The organism is Paraburkholderia bryophila (genome assembly GCF_013409255.1).
Classification (GTDB): Bacteria; Pseudomonadota; Gammaproteobacteria; order Burkholderiales; family Burkholderiaceae; genus Paraburkholderia.
This window is the reverse complement of record NZ_JACCAS010000001.1, coordinates 187,984-210,952: the sequence shown is the minus strand read 5'-3', so window position 1 is coordinate 210,952 and position 22,969 is coordinate 187,984. Positions and strand designations below refer to the sequence as shown.

Annotated in this window: 20 protein-coding genes; 7 read left to right on the top strand and 13 right to left on the bottom strand. The window is 64.6% G+C overall.

Translation table 11 applies throughout. From position 1 onward, the window contains the following. The first annotated feature begins 1 nt into the window (after window position 1). Window positions 2–250, top strand: coding sequence for a hypothetical protein (locus GGD40_RS00885; RefSeq protein ID WP_179704084.1), 249 nt, complete (start codon window positions 2–4; stop codon window positions 248–250). Window positions 251–350: 100 nt separating this feature from the next. On the opposite strand, the gene GGD40_RS00880 is transcribed toward GGD40_RS00885, so the two are convergent. The 5 genes from GGD40_RS00880 to mprF all read right to left on the bottom strand — a co-directional run bounded on the left by GGD40_RS00880 (window position 351) and on the right by mprF (window position 7,986). Beyond that, window positions 351–602, bottom strand: coding sequence for a hypothetical protein (locus GGD40_RS00880; protein ID WP_179742501.1), 252 nt, complete (start codon window positions 600–602; stop codon window positions 351–353). A 220-nt stretch (window positions 603–822) separates the two neighbouring features. Continuing rightward, on the bottom strand, window positions 823–1,995 hold the full coding sequence (locus tag GGD40_RS00875; protein WP_179742500.1) for a 4-hydroxybenzoate 3-monooxygenase: 1,173 nt from the start codon (window positions 1,993–1,995) through the stop codon (window positions 823–825). 300 nt (window positions 1,996–2,295) lie between these two features. Beyond that, window positions 2,296–3,867, bottom strand: a complete 1,572-nt coding sequence (gene ilvA, locus GGD40_RS00870) for a threonine ammonia-lyase, biosynthetic (RefSeq protein ID WP_179742499.1) — start codon at window positions 3,865–3,867, stop codon at window positions 2,296–2,298. Window positions 3,868–4,129: 262 nt separating this feature from the next. Further along, window positions 4,130–5,395 carry a virulence factor family protein gene (locus GGD40_RS00865; protein WP_179742498.1) on the bottom strand — a complete coding sequence of 422 codons (1,266 nt, stop codon included), beginning with the start codon at window positions 5,393–5,395 and terminating at the stop codon, window positions 4,130–4,132. After that, window positions 5,392–7,986 carry a bifunctional lysylphosphatidylglycerol flippase/synthetase MprF gene (gene mprF, locus GGD40_RS00860; protein WP_179742497.1) on the bottom strand — a complete coding sequence of 865 codons (2,595 nt, stop codon included), beginning with the start codon at window positions 7,984–7,986 and terminating at the stop codon, window positions 5,392–5,394. Before mprF ends, GGD40_RS00865 begins: the two co-directional genes overlap by 4 nt. Window positions 7,987–8,445: 459 nt before the next feature. Here mprF and GGD40_RS00855 point away from each other — a divergent pair, with 459 nt between their 5' ends. Beyond that, window positions 8,446–8,592 (top strand): hypothetical protein, encoded by a 147-nt coding sequence (locus GGD40_RS00855; protein ID WP_179704079.1) that lies wholly within the window; start codon window positions 8,446–8,448, stop codon window positions 8,590–8,592. A gap of 169 nt (window positions 8,593–8,761) precedes the next feature. Here the strand turns inward: GGD40_RS00855 and GGD40_RS00850 are convergent, their stop codons facing one another. Continuing rightward, on the bottom strand, window positions 8,762–8,920 hold the full coding sequence (locus GGD40_RS00850) for a hypothetical protein (RefSeq protein WP_179704078.1): 159 nt from the start codon (window positions 8,918–8,920) through the stop codon (window positions 8,762–8,764). A 230-nt stretch (window positions 8,921–9,150) separates the two neighbouring features. Here GGD40_RS00850 and GGD40_RS00845 point away from each other — a divergent pair, with 230 nt between their 5' ends. Then, window positions 9,151–10,548, top strand: coding sequence for an MFS transporter (locus GGD40_RS00845; protein WP_179704077.1), 1,398 nt, complete (start codon window positions 9,151–9,153; stop codon window positions 10,546–10,548). 7 nt (window positions 10,549–10,555) lie between these two features. Here GGD40_RS00845 and GGD40_RS00840 read toward each other — a convergent pair whose 3' ends face one another. From GGD40_RS00840 to GGD40_RS00825, 4 genes are all read right to left on the bottom strand, one after another. Beyond that, complete coding sequence (locus GGD40_RS00840; protein WP_179704076.1) at window positions 10,556–11,209, bottom strand: glycosyltransferase; 654 nt, start codon at window positions 11,207–11,209, stop codon at window positions 10,556–10,558. Beyond that, complete coding sequence (locus GGD40_RS00835; protein ID WP_179742496.1) at window positions 11,206–11,871, bottom strand: SAM-dependent methyltransferase; 666 nt, start codon at window positions 11,869–11,871, stop codon at window positions 11,206–11,208. Before GGD40_RS00835 ends, GGD40_RS00840 begins: the two co-directional genes overlap by 4 nt. Further along, window positions 11,859–13,190: an acyl-CoA dehydrogenase gene (locus GGD40_RS00830; RefSeq protein WP_373565241.1), complete on the bottom strand. Its 1,332-nt coding sequence runs from the start codon at window positions 13,188–13,190 to the stop codon at window positions 11,859–11,861. The genes GGD40_RS00835 and GGD40_RS00830 overlap by 13 nt, the downstream gene beginning before the upstream one ends. A gap of 232 nt (window positions 13,191–13,422) precedes the next feature. After that, complete coding sequence (locus tag GGD40_RS00825) at window positions 13,423–15,402, bottom strand: PAS domain-containing hybrid sensor histidine kinase/response regulator (RefSeq protein ID WP_179742495.1); 1,980 nt, start codon at window positions 15,400–15,402, stop codon at window positions 13,423–13,425. Between the two features lie 208 nt (window positions 15,403–15,610). Between GGD40_RS00825 and GGD40_RS00820 the strand changes: the two genes are divergently transcribed. Further along, complete coding sequence (locus tag GGD40_RS00820) at window positions 15,611–15,808, top strand: hypothetical protein (RefSeq protein WP_257030454.1); 198 nt, start codon at window positions 15,611–15,613, stop codon at window positions 15,806–15,808. Between the two features lie 131 nt (window positions 15,809–15,939). On the opposite strand, the gene GGD40_RS00815 is transcribed toward GGD40_RS00820, so the two are convergent. Continuing rightward, window positions 15,940–16,989, bottom strand: coding sequence for an NAD(P)/FAD-dependent oxidoreductase (locus GGD40_RS00815; RefSeq protein WP_179742494.1), 1,050 nt, complete (start codon window positions 16,987–16,989; stop codon window positions 15,940–15,942). Window positions 16,990–17,265: 276 nt separating this feature from the next. On the opposite strand from GGD40_RS00815, the gene GGD40_RS00810 reads away from it, so the two are divergent. Then, on the top strand, window positions 17,266–17,703 hold the full coding sequence (locus tag GGD40_RS00810; RefSeq protein ID WP_179742493.1) for a carboxymuconolactone decarboxylase family protein: 438 nt from the start codon (window positions 17,266–17,268) through the stop codon (window positions 17,701–17,703). 84 nt (window positions 17,704–17,787) lie between these two features. Here the strand turns inward: GGD40_RS00810 and GGD40_RS00805 are convergent, their stop codons facing one another. Continuing rightward, window positions 17,788–19,374, bottom strand: a complete 1,587-nt coding sequence (locus GGD40_RS00805) for a methyl-accepting chemotaxis protein (RefSeq protein ID WP_179742492.1) — start codon at window positions 19,372–19,374, stop codon at window positions 17,788–17,790. 296 nt (window positions 19,375–19,670) lie between these two features. Here GGD40_RS00805 and GGD40_RS00800 point away from each other — a divergent pair, with 296 nt between their 5' ends. Together GGD40_RS00800 and GGD40_RS00795 are read left to right on the top strand one after the other, a co-directional pair. After that, entirely contained in the window at window positions 19,671–20,780 is a 1,110-nt protein-coding gene (locus GGD40_RS00800; RefSeq protein WP_179742491.1) for a porin, read from the top strand. 14 nt (window positions 20,781–20,794) lie between these two features. Then, entirely contained in the window at window positions 20,795–21,991 is a 1,197-nt protein-coding gene (locus GGD40_RS00795; RefSeq protein WP_257030301.1) for a nucleoside hydrolase, read from the top strand. 37 nt (window positions 21,992–22,028) lie between these two features. Here the strand turns inward: GGD40_RS00795 and GGD40_RS00790 are convergent, their stop codons facing one another. After that, window positions 22,029–22,955, bottom strand: coding sequence for a LysR family transcriptional regulator (locus tag GGD40_RS00790; protein WP_179742490.1), 927 nt, complete (start codon window positions 22,953–22,955; stop codon window positions 22,029–22,031). Window positions 22,956–22,969: the final 14 nt, after the last annotated feature.

Below are 22,969 nucleotides of genomic sequence, written 5' to 3'. Positions count from 1 at the left end.
TTTGCTACGCACCGAACCACGACGCGTCACCGCGCAGATCGACGACAAGGTCGTCTCCGCCGAATACAGCGAACAGACCGGGCAATTATGTGTGCGTCAGGATGGTGCGCTGCTGCGCGAGTGGTTTCCACCGCATTCGTGGATGGCGATTGCTTCGGTGGCCGGCGCGCGGCATTGGGGCACGCGTCCAACGGATGACGATCTGATCGCGCTACTGCGCAACGAGATGACGTTGATGCGGACGCCTTGATATTGAGCTTGATCGTGAGTCAAGCGGATTGCAGATTGCACAATGCGCGCCGCGGCGAATTCGTCGCCGTGGCGCGCATGTCATGCGATTGCGATTGCGCTTAGCGAGCGTTGCGGATCGGCGGCGAATACGAAGTCACCGTCGTGTCGTTGGCGTAACCGGCTTGCCACGTACCACGGCTTCCCGAACCATAACCGCTGTTGGCGGCCTGAGTGGCATTCTGCTGATCGGCAGGCGACGCCTGCACCGACTGCGTGTCTTGCGCCGCCGGTTGCATGGACGACTCGGCGAATGAGGCTACCGGCACGGCAAGCACCACGGCGATAGCAACGGCTTGAATGAGCGACTTCATGAAACCACCTCCAGAATTTGTCTCCGCATTTATTTCTAAACGCGCCATGAATCTGGCTATCACTGCAGCCATATACAGAGTCTAGGTGGCTGGTGGTAGCGGATAAATCCGCTAATCCTGAATACACTGTTGCTTTGCGCACGACAATGAAAATGACGGCGCTTCAAACCGCGCAAAGCACCGCGCAAAGCACCGCGCAGCGTGCCCTGCCCGCTCCTTGCTACGCCACGGCGACCCCCACATAATTTTCAGCCATCGCGGTCGCTGCCGCGCGTGAAGTCGTCACATACTCCAGTTCCGCCACCTGCAACTGCTGCTCGAACGGCGAAGCGCCTTCGATGCGGTGCATCATGCTCGTCATCCAGTACGAGAAATGCTCGGCGCGCCAGATGCGCTTGAGCGCCGTTTCGCTGTAAGCGTCGAGCAGATCCGACCGATTTTCCGTGTAGAACGCGCTCAATGCGCGCGTCAAGACACGCACGTCGGCAACGGCGAGATTCATCCCCTTCGCGCCGGTGGGCGGCACGATGTGCGCCGCGTCGCCGGCGAGAAAAAGGCGGCCGTGCTGCATCGTCGTGGAAACAAAGCTGCGCATGCCGACAATGTTCTTCTGAAAGATCTTGCCGTCGACGATTTGCTGTCCGTCGTGCGAATCGACGCGCGCATGCAGCTCGGCCCAGATTCGATCGTCGGACCAGTTGTCGACGGAATCCTTGGGATCGCATTGGAAGTACATCCGCTGCACATTCGGCGAACGCGTGCTAACCAACGCGAAGCCCCGCTCGTGACGCGCGTAGATCAATTCCTCCGACGACGGCACGCCTTCGCACAGAATGCCGAACCACCCAAACGGATAGACGCGCTCGAAGTCCTGCCGCAGCGCCTGCGGAATCGCCGCGCGCGACACGCCTTGCGAGCCATCGCAGCCGATCACGAAATCGCACTGCAGATCGTGCGTTTCGCCTTCATGGTGGTAGCGGATCGACGGCGAGTCGGTCTCGATGCCGTGAATCGACACATTCGACACGCCGAAGCGCGGCGCGCCGTCCGCGGCCACGCGCGCCGCGACCAGATCCTTGATGACTTCGTGCTGCGCGTACACCGTGATCGAATGGCCGGTGAGTCCGGTCAGATCGATGCGCCGGCGCTTGCCTTCGAAAGCCAGTTCGAAACCGTGATGCAACGCGCCTTCAGCTTGCATGCGCGCGCCGACGCCGGCTTCGGTCAGCAGGTCCATGGTGCCCTGTTCGAGCACGCCGGCGCGGATGGTGGATTCGATCTGTTCGCGTGAGCGCGATTCGAGCACGACGGAATCGATGCCGCGCAAATGAAGCAGATGGGAAAGCAGCAGGCCTGCGGGCCCGGCGCCGATGATGCCAACTTGAGTGCGCATGAGTTGTCTCCTGTCGACCGGAGTGGGCGCTTTAGCGCCTCCCCCGGTCCCATGCAAGGTATGTGCGGGACGTGGTGTTTAACTGGCGCTCAGTGTGGCGATCACGGCCTGTATCGCGCAACGCGATATGGCGGATAGGAGATATCTAGATTTGAGATAACGGTGAGGCGTCAGCTCGTGGCGCTAGTGGATCGAAAAGCGCGCTAACGCTGTCCAGACGGAGCTTGTGGCTCATTCGCCGGATAACCGTTGTGGGTTTGCTGCGTTCGGTCGGCTTAAGGTAAACCCCGACGCGTTTTACTACGCGAGAAACAGGCGATAGACGGGGTTTTGGGTCTCTTCCCAGTTCGGATAACCGAGCGTGGCGAGAAACTGGTCGAACGTGGGGTTCTCGCTTTCGGGCACCTGAATGCCGACCAGGATCGAGCTGTAGTCCGCGCCCTGGTTGCGGTAATGGAACAGGCTGATATTCCAGTTCGGCGCCATCGACGACAGGAATTTCATCAGCGCACCCGGCCGTTCGGGAAACTCGAAACGGAACAGACGTTCGCTATGCGCGAGTGGCGAGCGGCCGCCGACCATGTAGCGGATGTGCTGCTTCGAGAGTTCATCGAAGGTTAGATCGACCGTCGCGAAGCCGTGCGCCTCGAATGCGCCCGCGATCTGCGCCGATTCGCTGCGATTGCGGATCTGCACACCCACGAAGATATGCGCGGAATTCGCATCCGCAATCCGGTAGTTGAATTCGGTGACGCTGCGCGTGCCGAGCAGTTCGCAGAAGCGTCGGAAGCTGCCACGCTCTTCGGGGATCGTCACAGCAAATACCGCTTCGCGTGCTTCACCGACCTCGGCGCGCTCGGCGACAAAACGCATGCGGTCGAAGTTCATGTTCGCACCGGACGTGATCGCGATCAGCGTCTGATTCTCGATGCCTTCGCGCTCGGCGTATTGTTTCGCACCGGCCACAGAGAGCGCGCCAGCAGGTTCGAGCACGCTGCGCGTGTCCTGGAACACGTCCTTGATCGCGGCACAGAGCGCGTCGGTGTTCACGATCAATACGTCGTCGAGATATTCGCTGCACAGGCGGAAGGTTTCTTCACCTACCAGCTTCACTGCGGTGCCATCCGAGAACAGACCCACCTCGCTCAACGTAACGCGTTCACCCGCTTTCAGCGAGACGGCCATCGCGCACGAATCGTCCGTCTGCACGCCGATCACCTTGATCTCCGGGCGCACCGATTTCACGTACGCCGCGACACCCGCCGCAAGTCCACCGCCGCCGATCGGCACGAAGATCGCGTGGATCGGGCCCTGGTGCTGGCTGAGAATTTCCATCGCGACCGTGCCCTGTCCGGCGATCACATACGGATCGTCGAACGGATGCACGAAGGTCAATCCACGCTCTTCCTGCAACTTCACCGCGTGGCCATAGGCGTCGCTGTACGACTCGCCGAACTGCACGATCTCGACGGTCGGCCCGCCATGCGAGCGCACTGCATCGACCTTCAGTTGCGGCGTGGTCACCGGCACGACGATGATCGCCTTCACGCCCATGCGCGCCGCCGACAGCGCCACGCCCTGCGCATGATTACCCGCCGATGCGGTAATCACCCCACGCTCCAGCGCTTCGGCTGGAATGTGCGCCATCTTGTTGTACGCGCCGCGCACCTTGAACGAGAACACCGGCTGGTTGTCCTCGCGCTTCAGATAGACCGGATTGCGCAGACGCGCCGACAGATTCGGCGCGTGTTCGAGTTCGGTCTCGCGGGCCACGTCATAAACGCGCGCGGTCAGGGTTTTCTTCAGATAGTCGTGACGAAGCGCGACGCTTTCAGCGGCTTCGGCCACCTGGGTGAGTTCGTGTGACGGCAAGGCAAGCTCCTGTGCGGCAATAACGAATCAGCGGGAAATGCACCAGGAGGCAGGCAAGCGGACATAAAAAAACCCGCCTCGTGGGGCGGGTTAGTTTGTCACTGCAGACCGACGTGCGCTAACCCACCATTCGATGAATGATGCTAATAATCAGCGCAATACGGATGTCGAGGCAGTTCATGTGGGTGATCTTCGTTGACCTGGCACGCTTTGTCAATCCCTCGTCACGACGCTCGACGGTCTGCGTCGAGCGTCGCGGCGATCAATCGCGCACGCCGCTCCGCTTCTTGAACGAGCTGAGAATGCGTTGTTCGAGCGCGTTGTAGTCGCGGCCGAAATGATGATCGCCCGAGGTGCGAATCACCTCGACGCCGGTCTTGCCGAGCGCCGGACACAACGTGTCCTTCTCGTCTTCGCCATAGAAGCATTGCATCAGCGAAGGCGGTACGTGAGCCAGCTCCGGCTGCACCTTCAACGCCTTGTCGCTCGCCGGCATGCCGAGCCAGCCGCCCACGCGAATCTGGAAATCGGCGTCCGGCGCGAAGCCGAGCAACGCGATCAGCGACACCTTCGACTTCAGCGTATCGGGCAAGCGGTTATAGGCGAACGGCATCACGTCCGCACCGAACGAATAGCCGACCAGCGCGATGTGCTGCGCGTGCCAGCGCACGCCATAGGTTTGCATGATGCGCGCGAGGTCGCGGCTGGTTTGCGCGGGCGACTTCTCGCTCCAGAAGTAACGCAGGCTGTCCATGCCGACCACCGACACGCCGTCCTTCTGCAACGCCAGCGCGATGGTCTTGTCGAGATCGCGCCAGCCGCCGTCGCCGGAAATCACGATCGCCATCAGGCCGTTCGGATGCGCCGCCGGCAACTCGATCAGCGGCAGATCGGAGACGTCGTCATCGCTGGTCGGCAGCACTTGCAGATGCGGCGTGAGCAGCGCGACGAGGCGCGCGCGATCGGCCGTCCCCGTAGTCGCTTTTTCGACGAAGCCCGGCACCTTGTCGCGAATCACCGTGGGGTCCGGTGGGCACGGCTGGAAGCGTGCGTCGAGCGTAGGTTCGGCATCCACGGAAACAGCGCCGGCGATCGTATTCGACGGCGCCTGTTCGAGCACATGCATCGCGAGCGTCGCGCCCTGCCCCGTACCGGCAGCGATCGGCGCGAAATAACGGGCCGATTGCGATTGCCGCTCGAGCTGATGGCTCAGCGACTCCGCGTCGCCCACCAGCTTGTGGCAGGTCTCTTTCGTCGCGGCCAGATTCGCCGCATAGCGCGCGGTATCCACGCCGACGGTCAACGCGCCGGCCCTGGCGAGCGCCTCGGCGCTCTGCTGATCCGCCGCGCTCCAGCCGCTCGCCTGCGAATACAGCACGACGAAGCCGCGCAATGGACCCGTGGGTTGCGTCACCGTCACGTCGCCGAAACGGCCGCCCGGCACGGTCGTGGTTGCCGCATGCGCGAACGCGCTGCCGGTTACGAGGCTCGCCGCAACGGCGAGCCGGAAAAACGATTGCAAGGTCATGAACGCCGGCCTCCTGCCAGCAATGACAGATCCGCGAGCGTGAAGAACACGCCCACCGAACCCGACGCCGCGAGATAGCGCGGCTCCCAATGCGGCTGGAACTTGCTCTTGAAAGCTCGCAGACCGCGGAAGTTATAGAAGCGGCCGCCGAAGCGCCACACGATGCCGGCAAACCGGTGCCAGCGCGACGCGAGCGGCGTCGGCTGCATGCCGGAAAGCGGCGCGATGCCCAGACTCAGCGAGCGGAAACCCGCCTGCTTCAGATGCAACGCGAGTTGCGTGAACAGATATTCCATCGCATACGACGACGCGCTTTCCACGTGACGCATCACGCCGACCGTCGCCTCGGTGTTCATATCGGTCGTCATGAAGGTCACGAAGGCGGCCGGCTCGCCGTTCTGGCGCACCAGCATCACCGATTGCGCGGCGAGGTATTCGTCGGTGAACGCGGCCACCGAGAAGCTTTTCTCGCGCGCGTCGCGGCTGTCGAGCCAACCGTCGGAAATCTCGCGCAGTGTCTCGAGCGACGCCGGCACGTTGGCCTGATCGATCACTTCGACGCTGAAGCCGTCGCGCTCGCCGCGCTTCAACGCATAGCGAAGATGCGCGCGATGCGAGCCCTTCAGATCGAAATCGTCGAGCACCACGTGGGCTTCCTCGCCGAGTTTCATCAGCGTGAGGCCGGCGTCGAGATACAGCGGCAACGCATTGGCGCGCACCTGATAAAACGCCGCGCGGCCGCCGTGCGTATGCGCGAGCGCGACGAACTTGCTGATCAGGCCCGCCCACTCTTCGCGCGGTCCCACGGGATCGTGCAGCGCGGCCCACGTACGGCCGTATTTCGCGTACATCAGGAAGGCTTCGCGCGACTCGGAAAATAGAAAGCTCTTGTCGCCCATCAGCGCGAGACCGGCGTCGCTGCGCTCCTGCGCGCGCACAATGCGCGCCGCGTCGTGCAGATCTTCCGGCGCCGGTTTGACGAAGCGGCCGGCGGCCGGGCGCAACAACTGCCAGAACGCGAAGATCGCCGCGAACAGACTCGCGGCCAGCGTCGCGCGCAGCGCGCGCGGCGCGCGTTCGTCGAAGGCGAATTGCCACCAGAGATCGCGTGTGTACGGCACGTCGCGGAAGGCGAACAGCATGACCCACACGGCCAGCATCAACACCATCGCGATCGACACCAGCCAGCCCGACGTAAAGCGTTCGGCGAACAGCGACGAATGGCGGTTGAAACGCCGCCGCGTGGACAGCAGCAACGCGATCAGCGTGCCGAGCACGCCCGCTTCGACGAACGCGAGGCCCTTGGTCAGCGACAGCCCGAGGCTCAGCACGGCCAGCAGCAGCGTCATCCACCAGGCGGCGTCCAGACGCCGCAGCAATCCGCGTGCGACGAACAGCAGCAGCACGCCGAGCACGCTGCACAGCATCTGCGAACTTTCGAGGACCCACAGCGGCAGCACGTCGCGCAGAATCAGGATGCGTTGCCAGAACGCCGGCGTCGCGCTGGAAATCACCAGCATGCCGCCGACCAGAAACGTGACGAGGCTCAGAAACAGCGGCGCGAGTTTCGACACGCCCGCCGCATGCCGCAACGGCAGACGGCTTTTTAGCGCGCGGCCTTCGAAGCCCGCGAGCAAGGCCGCCGACACGATCAGCGGCACGCCGAAGTAAATCGCACGATAGGCCAGCAGCGCGGCGACCATCTGATGCGTCTGCACGCTGCCGTTCAGCGCGAACACCATGGCCGCTTCGAACACGCCGACGCCGCCGGGCGTGTGGCCAATCATGCCGAGCAGCATGGCTGCGGCGTAAATCGTGACGAAGCTCACAAAGCTCACGTCCGCATGCGGCAGCAGCGCCCACAGCGCGAGGCCCGCGGCCACCACGTCGAGCACGGCCAACGCGATTTGCGCGAGCAGATCGCGGCGCGCCGGAATATCGAACGACAACCACTGCCAGCGCGTGCGCACCGGCCGGGTTTCACGGCGGCACGCGGCGGCTGCCAGTGCGAGCGCGATCAGCAGCGCTGCGCCGATCCAGCGCAGCGTGAACGGCGCGAGATGCAGCATCGGCGCGAGCGTGTCGGCCGCGCCTACCATGCCGAGCGCCGTCATCAACACGAGCGCGAGCGCCAGCGAGACGCTCGTGAACACCGTCATACGACCGATCTGCGCCGGCGTGACACCCGTCACGCCATAGACGCGCGCGCGCACCGCGCCGCCCGTCAGCGCGCCGAAACCGGTGGCGTTGCCGAGTGCGGAACCTGCGGTGGCGCCGACCCACAACGCCACGCGCGGCACCGCGGTGCCGAGGTAGCGCAAGCCGACCGCGTCGCGGCCGACCAGTGCGACATAGCTGAGCGCGGTTGCGCCGAGCGCGGCGCACCACTCGCTGCCCGTCAGATGACGCAACTGACGCATCACCGACCGGTAGTCGACCGCTTGCGACAGATGTTGCAAGACGACCAGCAGCAGCCCGCAAATGACGAGCGCGAGCACGGGCGAGAGCAGGCCCCGACTGCCGAGCGTCTTCGATGCACGGATCAGCAGCGCGCCGAGCCGGTCGAATTTCTTGTTATATCGGTGGAACATGGTCAATGCGGGCCTTGCGTGGAGCAGTCGCGACGACGGATCGTCGGTCGCGGCGTCGCCTTACTCTGGCGATTACAAATGGATAACGGCACCGAACTGAAAAGGTTGACAGCGTCAGCCTGTTCGCAGGGATTTAACCTGGGTCGCGGATCGAAATGAGGGGCGCTCATGACCGGCCGGGTCAGCCGAATAAGGACGCGGCGGCCAGAACGGTCGATCTTGCCGAATGCTGGTGGAGGCTGACGAACACCCTGCGGCCGAAAGGGGCTGAAGTTTAAACGCTAATCGGCACGACGAGCCGAAAGATTCAATCTTCATGCGGGCCGCATGAAGATTGAATCCCCATTAATCCTCGACGCGCGGCATCAAGATTCGCGCGTCGCGTGCCGTAATCGAGATCAAGGGCGGCGTGCAATGCACTGCATGCACCGGGTGAACTACGGCACTAGAGGGAGAACGATGATGGCGGAACAGGATTGGGTGATGGCGGGGATTTATCTGGTCGGGCTGGTGTCGATGGCGCTGCTGATGAGCGCGCTATCCGCGCGCGCCACCAGGGAGCGCCCAACGGTATCGACGGTGCGGGCGCAGACCCGTCACGACTGAGGTAACGCGCAACCGGTGCGCGGCCGCGCGGCGCTTCGACGCTTTTGAAAGCGTGGCGCCCTGCGCGGTTGACGTTAGCGCGTTTCGCGCTCCCCGCTCTGTTGTCCTGCGGTACGACGCGTGACGCTGGCCTGACTGGCTGCGGCGTTACTGCAGCCTTATTGCAGCTTTACTGCGGACGGCGATGCGCTTCGGCCATGATCGCGCAGGTTTGCAGATGGATGTTCAGCGCCTGCAGCGCCAAAGCGCGCAGCTTGCCGAGCCAGTTGTTGCGGGTGGTTGCAGTTGCAGTAGCACGGGCGGCGGCGGTATTGGAAGCGGTGTTCATGGTGGATTCCTGTATAGGGTTTATACCTAGGCAATAACCCGATTATAGTCCTCTCGTGCCGCACCGCAACAAATATCAATAATAGTCGCGCGCCTTCTGGCGTCGATGCCACGCGGTAATGGCAAATCTCAAAAAGGGTCGCAAACAAGGTCGCCCGGTGTTAACAAACCGCACCGTACAGGTGCAATAATGACCCCTTTGCCTGCGACCGTCCGCCGCAGCATTGCCCCATGACCGTCGTTCAGAAAGCCATGATCGCGCCTCTCATCGTCGCTTGTGCGATGTTCATGGAGAGCGTCGACGCGAACGTGATCGTCACCGCGCTGCCGGCCATGGCGCGCGACTTCGGGCGCGATCCGGTCACCCTGAAAATCGCCGTGACGAGCTACGTGCTGGGCCTCGGCGTGTTTATCCCCGTGTGCGGGTGGCTGGCCGACCGGTTCGGCGCGCGCACCATCTTTCGCACGGCGATCGGCATTTTCGTGACCGGCTCGCTGCTGTGCGCGGCGTCGAATTCGCTGGCCACCTTCACGCTCGCGCGCTTCGTGCAAGGCGTAGGCGGCGCGATGATGGTGCCGGTCGGGCGCATCATCATTTTTCGCGTGGTTCACAAAGCCGACTTTATTCGCGCGATGAACTATCTGAGCGTGCCCGCCCTGCTCGGCCCCGCCGCCGGCCCGCTGCTCGGCGGCTTCATCACCACGTATCTGCACTGGCGGCTGATTTTCTTCATCAACGTGCCGATCGGCATGCTCGGCATTTATCTGACCAACCGGCATATCGCCAACACGCGTGAACCGGACCCGGGCCCACTCGACTGGATCGGTTTCCTGCTGTCGGCGGCGGGCGCGGTGTTGCTGCTGCTCGGGCTTTCGCTGGTGGGCGGCGAGCTGATATCGAATCAGAACGCGTTCGGCATGTGCGCGAGCGGCGCCGTGCTGCTGCTCGGCTACATCGCCTACGCGCAACGCGTCGAGCATCCGCTGCTGGATCTGCGCTTTTTCAAGGTGCCGACGTTTCAGGCGAGTGTGCTGGGCGGCTCGCTGTTTCGCATCGGCCTCGGCGCGCTGCCGTTTCTGTTGCCGCTGATGCTGCAGGAAGGCCACGGCATGAGCGCGTTCGAATCCGGGTTGATTACTTGCGCGTCCGCATTCGGCGGCATGTTCATGCGGGTGATCGCGTCGAACGTGCTGCACCGGTTCGGCTTCCGTTCGGTGCTGGTGGTCAACGCCGTGTTGTCGGGCATCTCGATCGCGGCCTGCGGCCTGTTTTTCCCCGGCACGCCGGCCTGGCTCATCTGGGTCGTGGTGCTGCTCGGCGGCTTCTTCCCGGCCTTGCAGTTCACGAGTCTGAATTCGCTGACCTACGCCGAAATCGCCAGCCGCGACGTGGGCCGCGCGACGAGCCTCGGCAGCGTCGTGCAGCAGATGTCGCTCGGTCTCGGCGTGACGATAGGCGGCATCGTGCTGCAGATTTCGCGCGCGCTGAACGGGCATCCGAGCATCATGTGGTCGGATTTCTGGCCGGCGTTTCTGGTGGTGGGGCTGTGCTCGCTCGCGTCGATTCCGGTCACGCTGCGCATGCCGCATCGCGCGGGTGAGGAAATCGCGCGCGGCGGGCGTGGGTGAACTTCAGTCATCCCGCCGCCCACGCCGCGAGCGTATCGCCGAAGCCGCCGCGTGCGCGGGCGACCGCGCGCGCACTGGTGATCACGCGCGGCGCGGCGCTCCACGCAATGCGCGCGCCGGTCGCGATCAAGCGGTCGACCAGCGCGACGTCTTCACTGCAGGTCAGCGGTGGAAAGCCGCCCGCGCGACGATACGCGTCGGCGGACACGCCCAGGTTCGCGCCGTGAATATGCCGATGACCATCGGCATCCACATACGTCTTGCGAAAATACTCGCGCACGCTGAGCGGATGCGAGGTCCAGTCGTCGACGGCAATCGAGCCGCACACGGCATCCGCATCCAGCGAGAGTTGCGCGACCAGCCAGCCCGCCGACACGCGGCTGTCGGCGTCGGTGAAAGCGAGCCAGCGGGCGCCGTCGGCGAGTAAAAAATCCGCGCCCGTCGCGCGCGCAATGCCGACGTTGCGCGCCTTCAGTGTCAAGGTCTCGACGCCGTACGCGCGCGCGATGGCGCCGCTGAAGTCGTCGCAGGCATCGAGCACGACCACGATGCGCACGGTTTCGCCCACCAGGTCCTCATGCCGCGACGCGCCGAGCAAGGCCGCGAGGCAAGGCGCCAGCAACGCCTCTTCGTTATGCGCCGGAACGATCACGCCGATCATAGGAGCCCCTCGCGTTGCGCCACCGAACGTGCGTCGCGCGACCAGACGTCGATCAGCAGATCGGCTTCGTCGTGATGCGCTAGACGCGTCAGGCCGCAACGCGCATCGAACAACGCATGCGCGGTGTCGGCGGATTCGAGCGCTTCGGCGAAGGGCCGGCGCCAGTGACAGGCGAGCAGCGTGCCGTCCGGCGTGAGCGACGCGGCGATGCATCCGGCGAGCGCGTCGAGCTCGGCCGCGTGCAGGTAATAGGCGAATTCGCTGATCACGATCAGATCGAAGGGGCCGGCCTCGACGGGCCAATCGCGCGGCACGGTGCGTCGTTCGATACGGACTTGCGATGCGCCGGCCATGCGTTCGCCGGCGAGTTGCACGGCGCGTTCGTGGAGATCGGCTGCGAGTAATGCGTCGCAGCGTTTGGCCAGTTCGAAGGTCAGTTCGCCGTTCGCGCAGCCGGGTTCGAATGCGTTGCGGTAGCGCGGACGCGGTAATAGCGCGAGGGTGAGCGAGCGTTTGCGGCTTTCGTACCAGCCTTCGCGCAGGTTCCAGGGGTCGTCGCTGCGGCGGTAGAGGTTGTCGAAATAGGTTGTTGGTGAGGATGATGGCGAGGTCGATGTCGTGTCAGCGGGCCGGTCCTCGGTGCGGGGCGTTAGAGCGTCCATGGCGCGGTTCCCGGATCGTGAGGGGCGACGTTGGCGCTCGTGTTCGAGTTGGCGTTCGAGTTGGCCGTGGCGTTTGAATGGGAGTTCGCGTGCGCATCGGTGCCCGCATTGTTATGCGTGGCCGTCATCAGCGCGCCGAGCGCGGCAAGATCGCGCTCCGCGTGGCTTTGCCGCAAAAACACCGGCAAATCCGCCAGCGCACGCGCAAAACGTGCGTCACGGCACAACGGACCCGCGCCAAGCGCGCGGGTCGCGTGATGCATGACTTCAGTCGCCGCCGCCTCCACGACGAGGCGTGCGCGCAGCGCCACGCGTTGCGCGTCGGCGAGCGGGTTTGCGTCGATCCACGCAGCGGCTTCGCGCAGCACGGCAGCGGCCGATGCCAACGCAACGTCGATCGCGCCCAGATGCGCCAGACGATGCGCATCCGCCTGAGGCGACGACGTCTCGCGCACCCGTTCACCGATCCGCGCGGCGGCGCCGTACCAGCACGCGGCGATGCCTGCTCCGCCCTGCCAGAAACCTGGCCGGCGCACGTACGCGTGCGCCGTGCCGATCAGTGTCGCGGGGGTCTGCGCGAAGCGGACGTCAGCGCTAGCCGTGGCCTGCATGCCGACAGCCTGCCATTTCGACGAATCGATCGCGATCGTCGGATGATCCATCGCGACGGCCACGAGCACGGGTTCGTCGTCCAGCCACGCGGTCACGAGCGCATGGCTGACGACGGCCGCGCCCGAACACCAGGCCTTCGTGCCGGTGAGATGCACTTGCGTGTGTTGAGCGATCCGCTCCGCGAAACCCGGCAGCCCCACCTGATCTGCTTGCTCTGCTTGTCCCACTTGTCCCGCGTGTCCCGCTTGCCCGTCAACCCTTTGAGTATTTCCCACCCTCGCCACCACCCGGGCATCCGGCGGCTCCGCCGCCCACACTGCCCAACGACTTCCCGACGCCACAGCAGGACCGCCCAACTCCGCAAGAATCGCCAACGCATCCGTATGGCCTTCGAAGAGTTTGACAAGCCCGAGATCGCAGGCGGCCACCGCAGCCAACGCGCGCCACCGCGCCAAAGTCTGACCATGGCCTGGCAGTGGCACAAACGGCGCACGATCACAGCCGTATTCGACCAGCGCGCGCAACACATCACCGAGCGAAGCGGAATCGTGAGGATCGAAACGCGTGTTACGCAGAAAATCTTCCAACGCCGCGGAAGGCGCCACCATGGGCTGCGCACGCGCTGTCTCACGCGCGCGATGAGCCGTGTCAAACCTTTGCGGCGGCCGCGCGCTGACGCCGGCCGCACGATCTCGCGTATCGAGCATCGTGCCTCCCAGAAGCTGTCGATCAGGTGCCGGCGGAGTGTCAGGCGCCGCCGCGCATGAAGACGCTCAGCAAGCGTCGTGCCGCACGCATCACAGCCGCGCGGACAGGGTTTTGACAGAAGATAGTTTGGGCAGCACGTGCCCGAAGACGCTCGGTGATAAGCGAGGCACAGTCTGTTATCAGCGAGGAACGCTTCGCCATAAGTGAAGCACGCGCCACATTGAGAGAAGCCTAACCCGCAGCCCGGCCGCTACGCCGCGCCTCGACCTGCGCCAGCAGATCATCGAACAGCGCCAGTTCCACCGGCTTCACCAGATGCACATCGAACCCCGCTTCGCGCGTACGTTCACGATCGCTCGCATGACCGAAGCCGGTCATGGCCGCAAACATCGTATTCCCGAGTTCAGGCATGGCAAGCAGCCCGGCGATCGTCGCGAAGCCGTCCATTTTCGGCATCGCCAGATCGATCACCGCGAGGTGCGGCGCGAAACGCGGCGCGACGTCGAGCGCCTGCTGCCCTTCGTAGGCGATCCGCACCGTGTGGCCCTTGAGTTCGAGCAGCATGGCGAGACTGTCGGCCGAATCGCGATTGTCGTCGACCAGCAGAATACGCAGCGGCGCAACTTCACCGTCCGCCGCGTTCGGCGCATCGTCCGCCGCCGTGGACGGCGCGGCGGCCAGCGGCAGGCTCACCGTGAAGCTGCTGCCGCATCCCGCGCCTTCGCTAGTCGCGAGAATGCTGCCGCCATGCATCTCGACCAGCGATTTGCACAGCGTCAGGCCGATACCGAGGCCGCCCGCGCCCGCGGTCAGGCCGTCCTTCTCCTGCGCGAACAATTCGAAAATCCGGTCGAGCGAACGCACGGGAATCCCGCGTCCCTGGTCGCGCACTTCAAGCACCGCCATGCGATGCTCGATACGCCCCTGCACGTCGACACGGCTGCCCACCGGCGAGAATTTCGACGCGTTGTGCAGCAGGTTCTGCAGCACCTGCACGAGACGCGTCATGTCACCACGCACCACCACCGGATCGTGCGGCAAATGCACGACGACACGCTGTTCGTGCGCGTCGGTAAACGGCCGCGCCGCTTCGATGCCGCGCGCCACCACTTCGGCCAGATCGACATCGGTCACGCGCAACTCGACTTTGTCCGACATGATCCGGCCGACGTCGAGCAGATCGTCGACCAGTCGCGTGAGATGCGTGACCTGGCGGTCGATCAGATCGCGCGAACGCGCCAGCGTGGGACTCACGCCGGTCTCCAGTTGCATCACGCCGAGCGCGTTGCGCACCGGCGCGAGCGGATTGCGCAATTCATGCGCGAGGGTCGCGAGAAACGTGCGCATGCGGTCGCTCGAGCGCTCCAACTCTTCGCGTTGACGCCGTTCGGTCAGATCGCGCGTGACCTTGGCGAAGCCGCGCAAGCGCTTCGTCTCGTCGTACACGGCGGTAATGTTGACGTTGGCCCAGAAGGTCGTGCCGTCCTTGCGCACGCGCCAGCCTTCGTCCTCGACGTGACCGATCTGGCGGGCGATCGCCAGCTCGCGCGCGGGCTTACCCGCCGCGACATCCTCCGGCGGATAGAACGTCGAGAAATGCCGGCCGACAATGTCGTCGCGCGAATAGCCTTTGATGCGCGCCGCGCCGGCGTTCCAGCTGATCACATTGCCGTCCGGATCGAGCATGAAGATCGCGTAGTCCTTCACGCTATCCACCAGCAGCCGGAAACGCTCTTCGCTCTGCCGCAACGCTTCCAGATACTCGCGTTGCGCGGTCAGGTCGCGCGTGATCTTGGCGAAGCCCGTGACTTTGCCGTCCTGGTCGCGGATCGCCGTGATCACGACGTTCGACCAGAAGGTCGTGCCGTCCTTGCGCACGCGCCAGCCTTCGTCCTCGAAACGGCCGGTCAGCGACGCCTGCTGCAGTTCGTACGCGGGCCAGCCGCGTGCCACCGCTTCGGCGGTGTAGAAGCGCGAAAAGTGCTCGCCGATGATCTCCGCTTCCGTGTACCCCTTCAGCTTCTGCGCGCCGGCGCTCCAACTGACGATGTGGCCGGTCGCATCCAGCAGGAAGATCGCATAGTCTTCGATCGCCTGGACCAGCATGCCGTAATCGACGCCGGCGGGCGCGCGCTTCCGTGCCGGGAACGGGGCCCCGGCCGGTGCGGGTTCGTCATTGTCATCGGCGGGCGGGACGTCGAGCTGGTTCATTGCGGCAAGGAAGGGGAAGTGGGCAACCGTCCAAAAGCATACACCGGGAGGCGGCCGCCGCCGGGCTCATGGTTTCACCTGAGGCGCGTTCGACAGCATGAACGCCGTCGTGCCCAGGCCTCGCAATTGCTGGTCCTGTACGCACTCTCATTAAAACCAGGAGCATCAATTGAAACGAGCCTTCACCACCGTTGCCCTCGCCGCCGTCATGGCGCTCGCCAACACCGCCGTGCATGCCGAGGGCTGTACCAAGGGCGCCGTCGTGGGCGGCGTGGCCGGCCACGTGGCCGGCGACCATGGCGTAGCCGGTGCGGCGGCAGGCTGCGCGATCGGCCACCACGAAGCGAAGAAAAAGGACAAGGCGGCCAGCGCGGCCGCCGCCGCTAGCCAACCCGCGGGGAAATGAAACGACTTGACGCCTCGCCCCACGTCGTAGTCCGCAGGTAAAAAAGAGCCGGCAGGGACGTTTCGTTCCCTACCGGCTCTTTCAGATTGACTGCGCCGAAGCCGCCGAACGGCATGGCGCCATCGCGACGCTCAACCCACCGCGCCGAGCTTTTCCGCGAGCTTCGCGTCGTAACTGGAATGCACATGCATGCGCTTTTTTTCCGGGTACGCATACGAATACGCCTTGCGCAGCGCCAGCGACGCCTCGTGGAAACCGGACAGAATCAGCTTCTGCTTGTTCGGATAGTTGGCGATGTCGCCGGCCGCGAAAATACCGGGCCGCGAGCTTTCATAGTTCGACGTATCCACGTCGATGCGGCCGCCGTGAATCGACAGTCCCCACTGCGCGATCGGTCCGAGGTCGGCAACGAGTCCGTATAGCGCGACCAGATGCTCCGCCTCGAGTTGCGTCTCGCCGTCGAGGCCGCGCAACGTGATCGCCTTCAACGCATCGTCTTCAACGGTGAGCCCGGCGATCGCGCCGATGACGAAGTCCATCTCGCCTGCCTCGACCGCGCGCCGCATCAGCTCGACGCTCGAATCCGCCGCGCTGAAACCATTGCGCCGATGCACCAGCGTGACGTGCCGCGCGACCTTGCGCAGCGCTAGCACCCAGTCGAGCGCGGAATCGCCGCCGCCGGCTACGACGACATGCTTGTCAGCGAAATCGGCGAGGCGCGGCACGCTGTAGTGCACATGGCGCGATTCGAGCGGCACGGCTTCGGCGAGCGCGAGCTTCTGCGGCACGAATGCGCCGTTGCCCGCAGCGAGCAAAATCGCGGCGACATCGAACGCAAGGCCGCGCTCGGTGCGCACGGTCCAGCGTCCATCGGCGCGCTGCTCGACCGACTCGACGCGCTGCTCCAGATGAATCGGCACGTTGAACGGTTTGCATTGCGCCATCAGACGCTCCACCAACTCGCGTGCGGTGCACGACGGAATCGCGGGAATATCGTAGATCGGCTTGTCCGGATACAGCTCGATGCATTGACCGCCAACCTTGTCGAGACCGTCGACGATCTCGCAGGTGAGGCCGAGCACGCCCGCTTCGAAAGCGGCAAAAAGCCCCACGGGGCCGGCGCCGACGATCAGGACGTCGGTGCGGATGGGCGGCGTGGGTTGGTCGGCGGCGGAAGTCATGCGGTCTCTCTGTGGAAGGCGATGGCTCACCATACAGAATCGCCCGAAGCGCGGCAACGATGCCATTACGCGCGGTAAGGACGCTCGGCGCGGGGCGCTGCGCGTGGCCGACCTGTGTTATCGGGCGGCAACGCGGGCGGCAAAGCAGCCGCCCCGAAGGCCGCCAAAGTGGTTACCTTAAAATAGCCTGAATCGGTTATTTTACAAAGCCAATCGAGCGCCTAATCTTCACTCATCGCATCACCGCATGCGTCCAACCCGACTCAGGAGTGAACCATGGAACAACGCCTCGACTTCTACAAAGCCAACCCCGCCGCCGTCAAAGCCCTGCTCGGCGTCGAAGAACGCATCGGCAAATCGGCGCTCGAAAAACCGCTGGCCGAACTGGTGCGGCTGCGCGCGTCGCAGATCAACGGCTGCGCGTACTGCGTCGACATGCACGTGAGCGACGCCCGCAAGGGCGGCGAAACCGAACGCCGTCTCGCGACCGTGGTGGTATGGCGCGAAACGCCGTTCTTCACCGATCGCGAACGCGCCGCGCTCGAATGGACCGAAGCGGTGACGCTGGTGTCGCACGAGCATGTGCCCAACGCGGTGTGGGAAGCTGTGCGCCCGCACTTCAGTGACGAAGAACTGGTCGATCTGACGCTGCTGGTGTCCGCGATCAACGCGTGGAATCGCTTTGCGATCGCGTTCCGCAAGATGCCGGCTTGAGCCTCGTGCTGTAACGGACCGAGCGGCGCGCAAAGCGCTGCGCGGATCGTCAGGCGGGCAACGCGCTTTACGCCGTTTCGTGATTTACGCCGTTTGCATGGCTCGCGTGGGCCGCTCCGGTCGATCGCTCGCCACCTTGAACGCCGCGGTCAATTCGCTCAATTGCCGCGCCTGATCCGCGAGCGAATTCGCGGTCGCCGCGCTCTCCTCGACGAGCGCGGCGTTGTGCTGCGTGACCTCGTCCATCTGTGTGACGGCGAGGCTCACCTGCTGGATGCCGTCGCTCTGCTCTTTCGACGCCGCCGCGATCTCGCCGACGATCTTCGCCACCCGGCCAATCTCCGCTTCGATCTCCTGCATCGTCGCGCCCGCTTCGTTGACGAGGCCCGCGCCGCTCTCCACGCGCGCCGTCGACTCCGCGATCAGCGCGCCGATTTCCTTCGCCGCCGCCGCGGAGCGTTGCGCGAGACTGCGCACCTCGCCGGCCACCACCGCGAAGCCACGCCCTTCCTCGCCGGCACGCGCCGCTTCGACGGCCGCGTTCAGCGCAAGAATATTGGTCTGAAACGCGATCCCTTCGATCGCGGTAATGATGCCGGTCATCTTCGACGAACCCGCGTGAATCACCCGCATCGTCTCGACCATGCTGCCGACCGAATCGCGCCCACGCGCGGCCATGGCCGACGCGCGCGAGGCCAGCTCGCTGGCGTGATACGCGTTCTGCGCATTCAACTGCACCGTCGACGTGAGCTGCTCCATCGCCGCCGCGGTCTGTTCGAGCGAAGCCGCCTGTTCCTCGGTGCGCTGCGACAGATCGAGATTGCCGGCGGCGATCTGTTGCGTGGACGACGCGATCGAATGCGAACCGGCCCGCACCGTGGTGACGGTCGCGCCGAGCTTGTCCTGCATCGACGCGACGCCGCGCAGCAGCGTGGCCATTTCGTCGTTCGAGCGGATCGTCACACGCGTGGTCAGCTCGCCGGCAGCGATCGCGTCGAACTGGCGCAGCGCGTCGTGCAGCGGCGCCATGATCGCGCGTCGCAACGTGCGCCAACTGATAACCGCGACCGTCAAGCCCACCAGAACGCTGGCGACGCATGCGACCAGCAGCGTATGAAACAGCGCCGCCGAGCGCTCGCTCGCGTCGCTCGCCTGCTGGTTCAGATAGTCCTCCAGCGCGCCCTGGCTCGTGTTCATTGCGGTGTAGAGGCCGATCAGATGCGCCGCGCGGCTTTCGTCCATCCAGCTCGCGTTGCCGCCGCGAATCGCCGCGATCAACTGGTCGATGCCGTCGTGTCGCACGGCGGTGCGTTTGGCGTCGAGGTCGTCGGTGAGGCGTTGCAATTCAGGCGTTTTCGGCAATTCGCGGAACGTGTTCCACCATTTGTCCGAATCGCCGAGCAGCATGCGCGCGCGGTCGAGTTGCGCGTTCAGTTGCGGCGAGTGCGGATTGCTCATCGCCCAGTCGAGTCCAAAGCGCGCCCGCGACATCGCCGTGCCCGACTTGCCGAGCGCCACCACCGACGCGAAATGCACCGTGTACGCGTCGTGCTGCGCTTCGTTGCTTTCGTTCATGCCGAGAATGCCGAGCGCGCCGGTCGCGATCAGCAGTGCGCCGAGAAACGCGATGGTGATCGCGATCCGCAGATTGATGGTCAGGTTTCGGGTCATGAGGGGTCTCGTCGCTTTAGCTTGTTTTTGTTCCATATGTGGAATATATAACCACATATGGAAAGTATAGCGAGCCGAATCAGGTCGAAAAAATAAAATTTGGCCGACGCGGCAAACGCGCAACACGGCAACGAACCCACGTCGCGTTGCCGGTCCGCCGCCCGCACGTTGAATAGATTTAATTTATAGAACTATAAGAAAACAACATTATTTTTATAGCCGACGGCTTCGTATAGTCGAGCCCAGTTCGAATGCGCCGCACGCTCGGCGCCCTCTCTTTCCGCTACTGGACCACGATGAAACTACTCAAGTTCGCCCCTCTCGCGATTGCCGGCGCGCTCTCCGGCGCCGCGCATGCGCAAAGCACCGTCACGCTGTATGGCCTGATTTCGGCGGGCGTCGGCTATGCGACGAACCAGGGCGGCAAGAACGCGTGGCAGGCGCTGTCGGGCACCAACCAGAATCCGCGCTGGGGCCTGAAAGGCGTGGAAGATCTGGGCGGCGGCACGAGCGCGATTTTCCAGCTGGAAAACGGCTTCAACGTGATGACCGGCACCGCGTCGCAAAACGGCCGCGAGTTCGGCCGCCAGGCGTTCGTGGGACTCGCCAGCAAACGCTACGGCACGCTGACTTTCGGCCGTCAGTACGACACAGTGCACGACTACGTCGGCCCGGTGATCATTGCGAGCAACGGCGTCAACATCGGCGATAACGACAACGGCTATAACGACATCCGTGTGCAGAACGCGGTGAAATACGTGACGCCCGACTATCGCGGCCTGAAAGCCACCGCCGAATACGGTTTCAGCAACGCCACCGGTTTCGCCAACAACAACGCCTACAGTTTCGGCGCCGGTTACGAGCACGGTCCGCTGAAATGGAGCGTGGTCTACGCGCAGTACAACAATCCGTACAGCGCCACCAACCAGGACGGCGCGATCTCGAACGACTACGCCTCGTCGCTGCTGATCTTCGCGAAAAGCGCGTTGCATCCGGCCGCCTTCGCGAGCAAACAGCGCATCTTCGGCACGGGCGGTTTCTACACGGTCGGTGCCGCGCAATTCGCCGCGCTGTTCACGGATGTCCGCTACGATTATCTCGACGGTTCGCATCTGCGTTTGCAGAACTACAACCTGAACGTGAACTATCACGTGACGCCCGCGTTCATTCTCGGCGCCGCGTACGCCTTCACCGACGGCAAATACGATGTGATCAACACGAGGCCCAAATGGCATCAGGTGAATCTGCAGGCCGATTACTTCCTGTCGAAACGCACCGACATCGCGCTGACGGTGATCGCGCAGCAGGCGGCGGGCGATGCACAACACGCGCAGATCTTTGCTTACGCGCAATCCACCGGCATCCGGCAGATGATTACCACGGTCGGCATGCGCCACGTGTTTTGACGCCAGAGCTGACCATGACGAAATGCTTTGATCCGGCCGCTTTGCTTGCACCGACCGATCCGATTGCGCCGATTGCTCCGATCGCTTCTGCACAGCCGCGCCGCAAGTTTTTGCGCACGGCGATGGGGCTGGCCGCGGGCGCGTCTTCGTGGCCGATGCTGGCGGGCGCGGCGACGACAATGACGGCGCAGACGGCACCTTCAAATCAAGGCGCCAATGCGGAGGCGGCCGCCGCCTCCTCCAGCGCCGCCATGGCGCAGGACAACGCGCGCCGCAGCGTGATCATCGACTGCGATCCGGGCCAGGACGACGCGATCGCGATCCTGTTCGCGCTCGGCGCCAGCGACCGGCTCGACCTACGCGCGATCACCACGGTGGCCGGCAACGTGCCGCTCGATCTGACCGAACGCAACGCGCGCATCGTCCGCGACTGGGCCGGGCGCACGCATTCGCTGCCGGTCTATGCCGGCTGCCCGCGGCCGCTCGCGCGCGAACTGATCACGGCCGCCAACGTCCACGGCAAGACCGGCCTCGACGGTGTGTCCTTGCACGAACCGCTGGCGCCGCTCGCGCCGCAACACGCGGTGGCGTTCCTGATCGAGACGCTGCGCGCGGCGGCGCCGCACAGCGTGACGCTCTGCGCGCTCGGCCCGCTGACCAACCTGGCCACGGCTTTGATCGAAGCGCCGGAGATCCGCAACGGCATTCGCGACATCGTGCTGATGGGCGGCGCGTTCTTCGAACGCGGCAACATCACGCCGGCCGCGGAATTCAACATCTATGTCGATCCGCAAGCCGCACAGGTGGTATTCGCGAGCGGCGTGCCGATCGTCGTGCTGCCGCGCGACGTCGCCGTGAAAGCGCCGATCACGCCCACGCGTATCGCGCCGATTCGCGCGCTCGGCAACCGTTGCGGGACGATGGCGGCCGACATCATGGCCGCGGAAGTCGCCTATCAGAAGGGCCGCCGCGGCGTCGAATCCGCGCCGATGTACGACCCGTGCGCGACCGGCTATCTGATCGACCCGTCGTTGTTCAAGGGACGCGAGGTCAACGTGATGATCGAGACCGTCGGCGAATGGACGCTCGGCGAAACCGTGGTGGACTGGAGCGGCCACAGCGGACGCAAGCCGAACGCGACATGGATCACCGAAGTCGACGCGGACGGTTTCTACGCCGCGCTGCGCTCACGGCTGGCGACGCTGCCCTGAGCGCAACCGCACGTCAATGCAGCCCCCACCCTCGCCCTCAAATATGCGCGACGATCCACTCGCGGCAAGCCCGCACGTGCGGGCCGCGATCGTCGCCGTCGAGCGAGATCAGGGCGATCGAGCGGGTCACGCGCGGTTTGTCGAGACGCAGCGCGACCAGTTCGGCATCGTGCAGATGCATCGTGTAGAGACTCGGCAGCACGGCAATCGCCAGACGGTTGCGCACCAGTTCGTACAGGGGCTCGGTGTATTCGACGCGATAGGCGACGTTGAGCTGCAAACCTTCCGCGCCGCCGGTGCGCTGCAACGCCTCGCTGACGCTGCCGCGTACGAACGCGGCGAGGTCGCGCCCCACCAGCTTCGCCCAAGCCAGGCTCTTCTTCTGCGCGAGCGGATCGTCGCGCCGCACCACTACGACGATCTGATCCTCGAACAGATCCTGATAGCGCAACACGGCGTCGCCGTCGCGTTCGGTGGCGGGCGCGTCGGGCTCATGAACGCCGACGCCGAAGTCGGCCGCACCCTGCCGCACCGCGTCGAGCAACGCGGTGTTCGGCATGTCGTTCAGCGTGAAGCGCAGCGACGGCTGTTGCGCGCGCAACGAAGCAAGCGCCGGCAGCAGACGCGCCGCGGCCGACGGAATCAGCCCGATACGCACCGTCTGCACGCGTTCGGCGAAGGTGCTCGCCATATCGTCGAAGGTGCCGCGCGCCTGGTTGAGCAGGCGTTCGGCGAGCGGCAGCACGCTGGCGCCCGCGTGCGTGAGCGTCAGCCGATGCGCGGAACGCGCGAACAGCGGCCCGCCGAGCAGGAACTCGATCTGCCGGATCGCCGCGGTCAGCGCCGGCTGCGTCAACGCGAGCGACTTCGCGGCCTGCGTGAAGCTGCGTGCATGCGCGAGCGTGACGAAGTACTGGATTTGTCGCAGCGTGAGCGCGGGCAGCAGGGACGAACGGTCGGTCATGGTGAGCGAAGCAT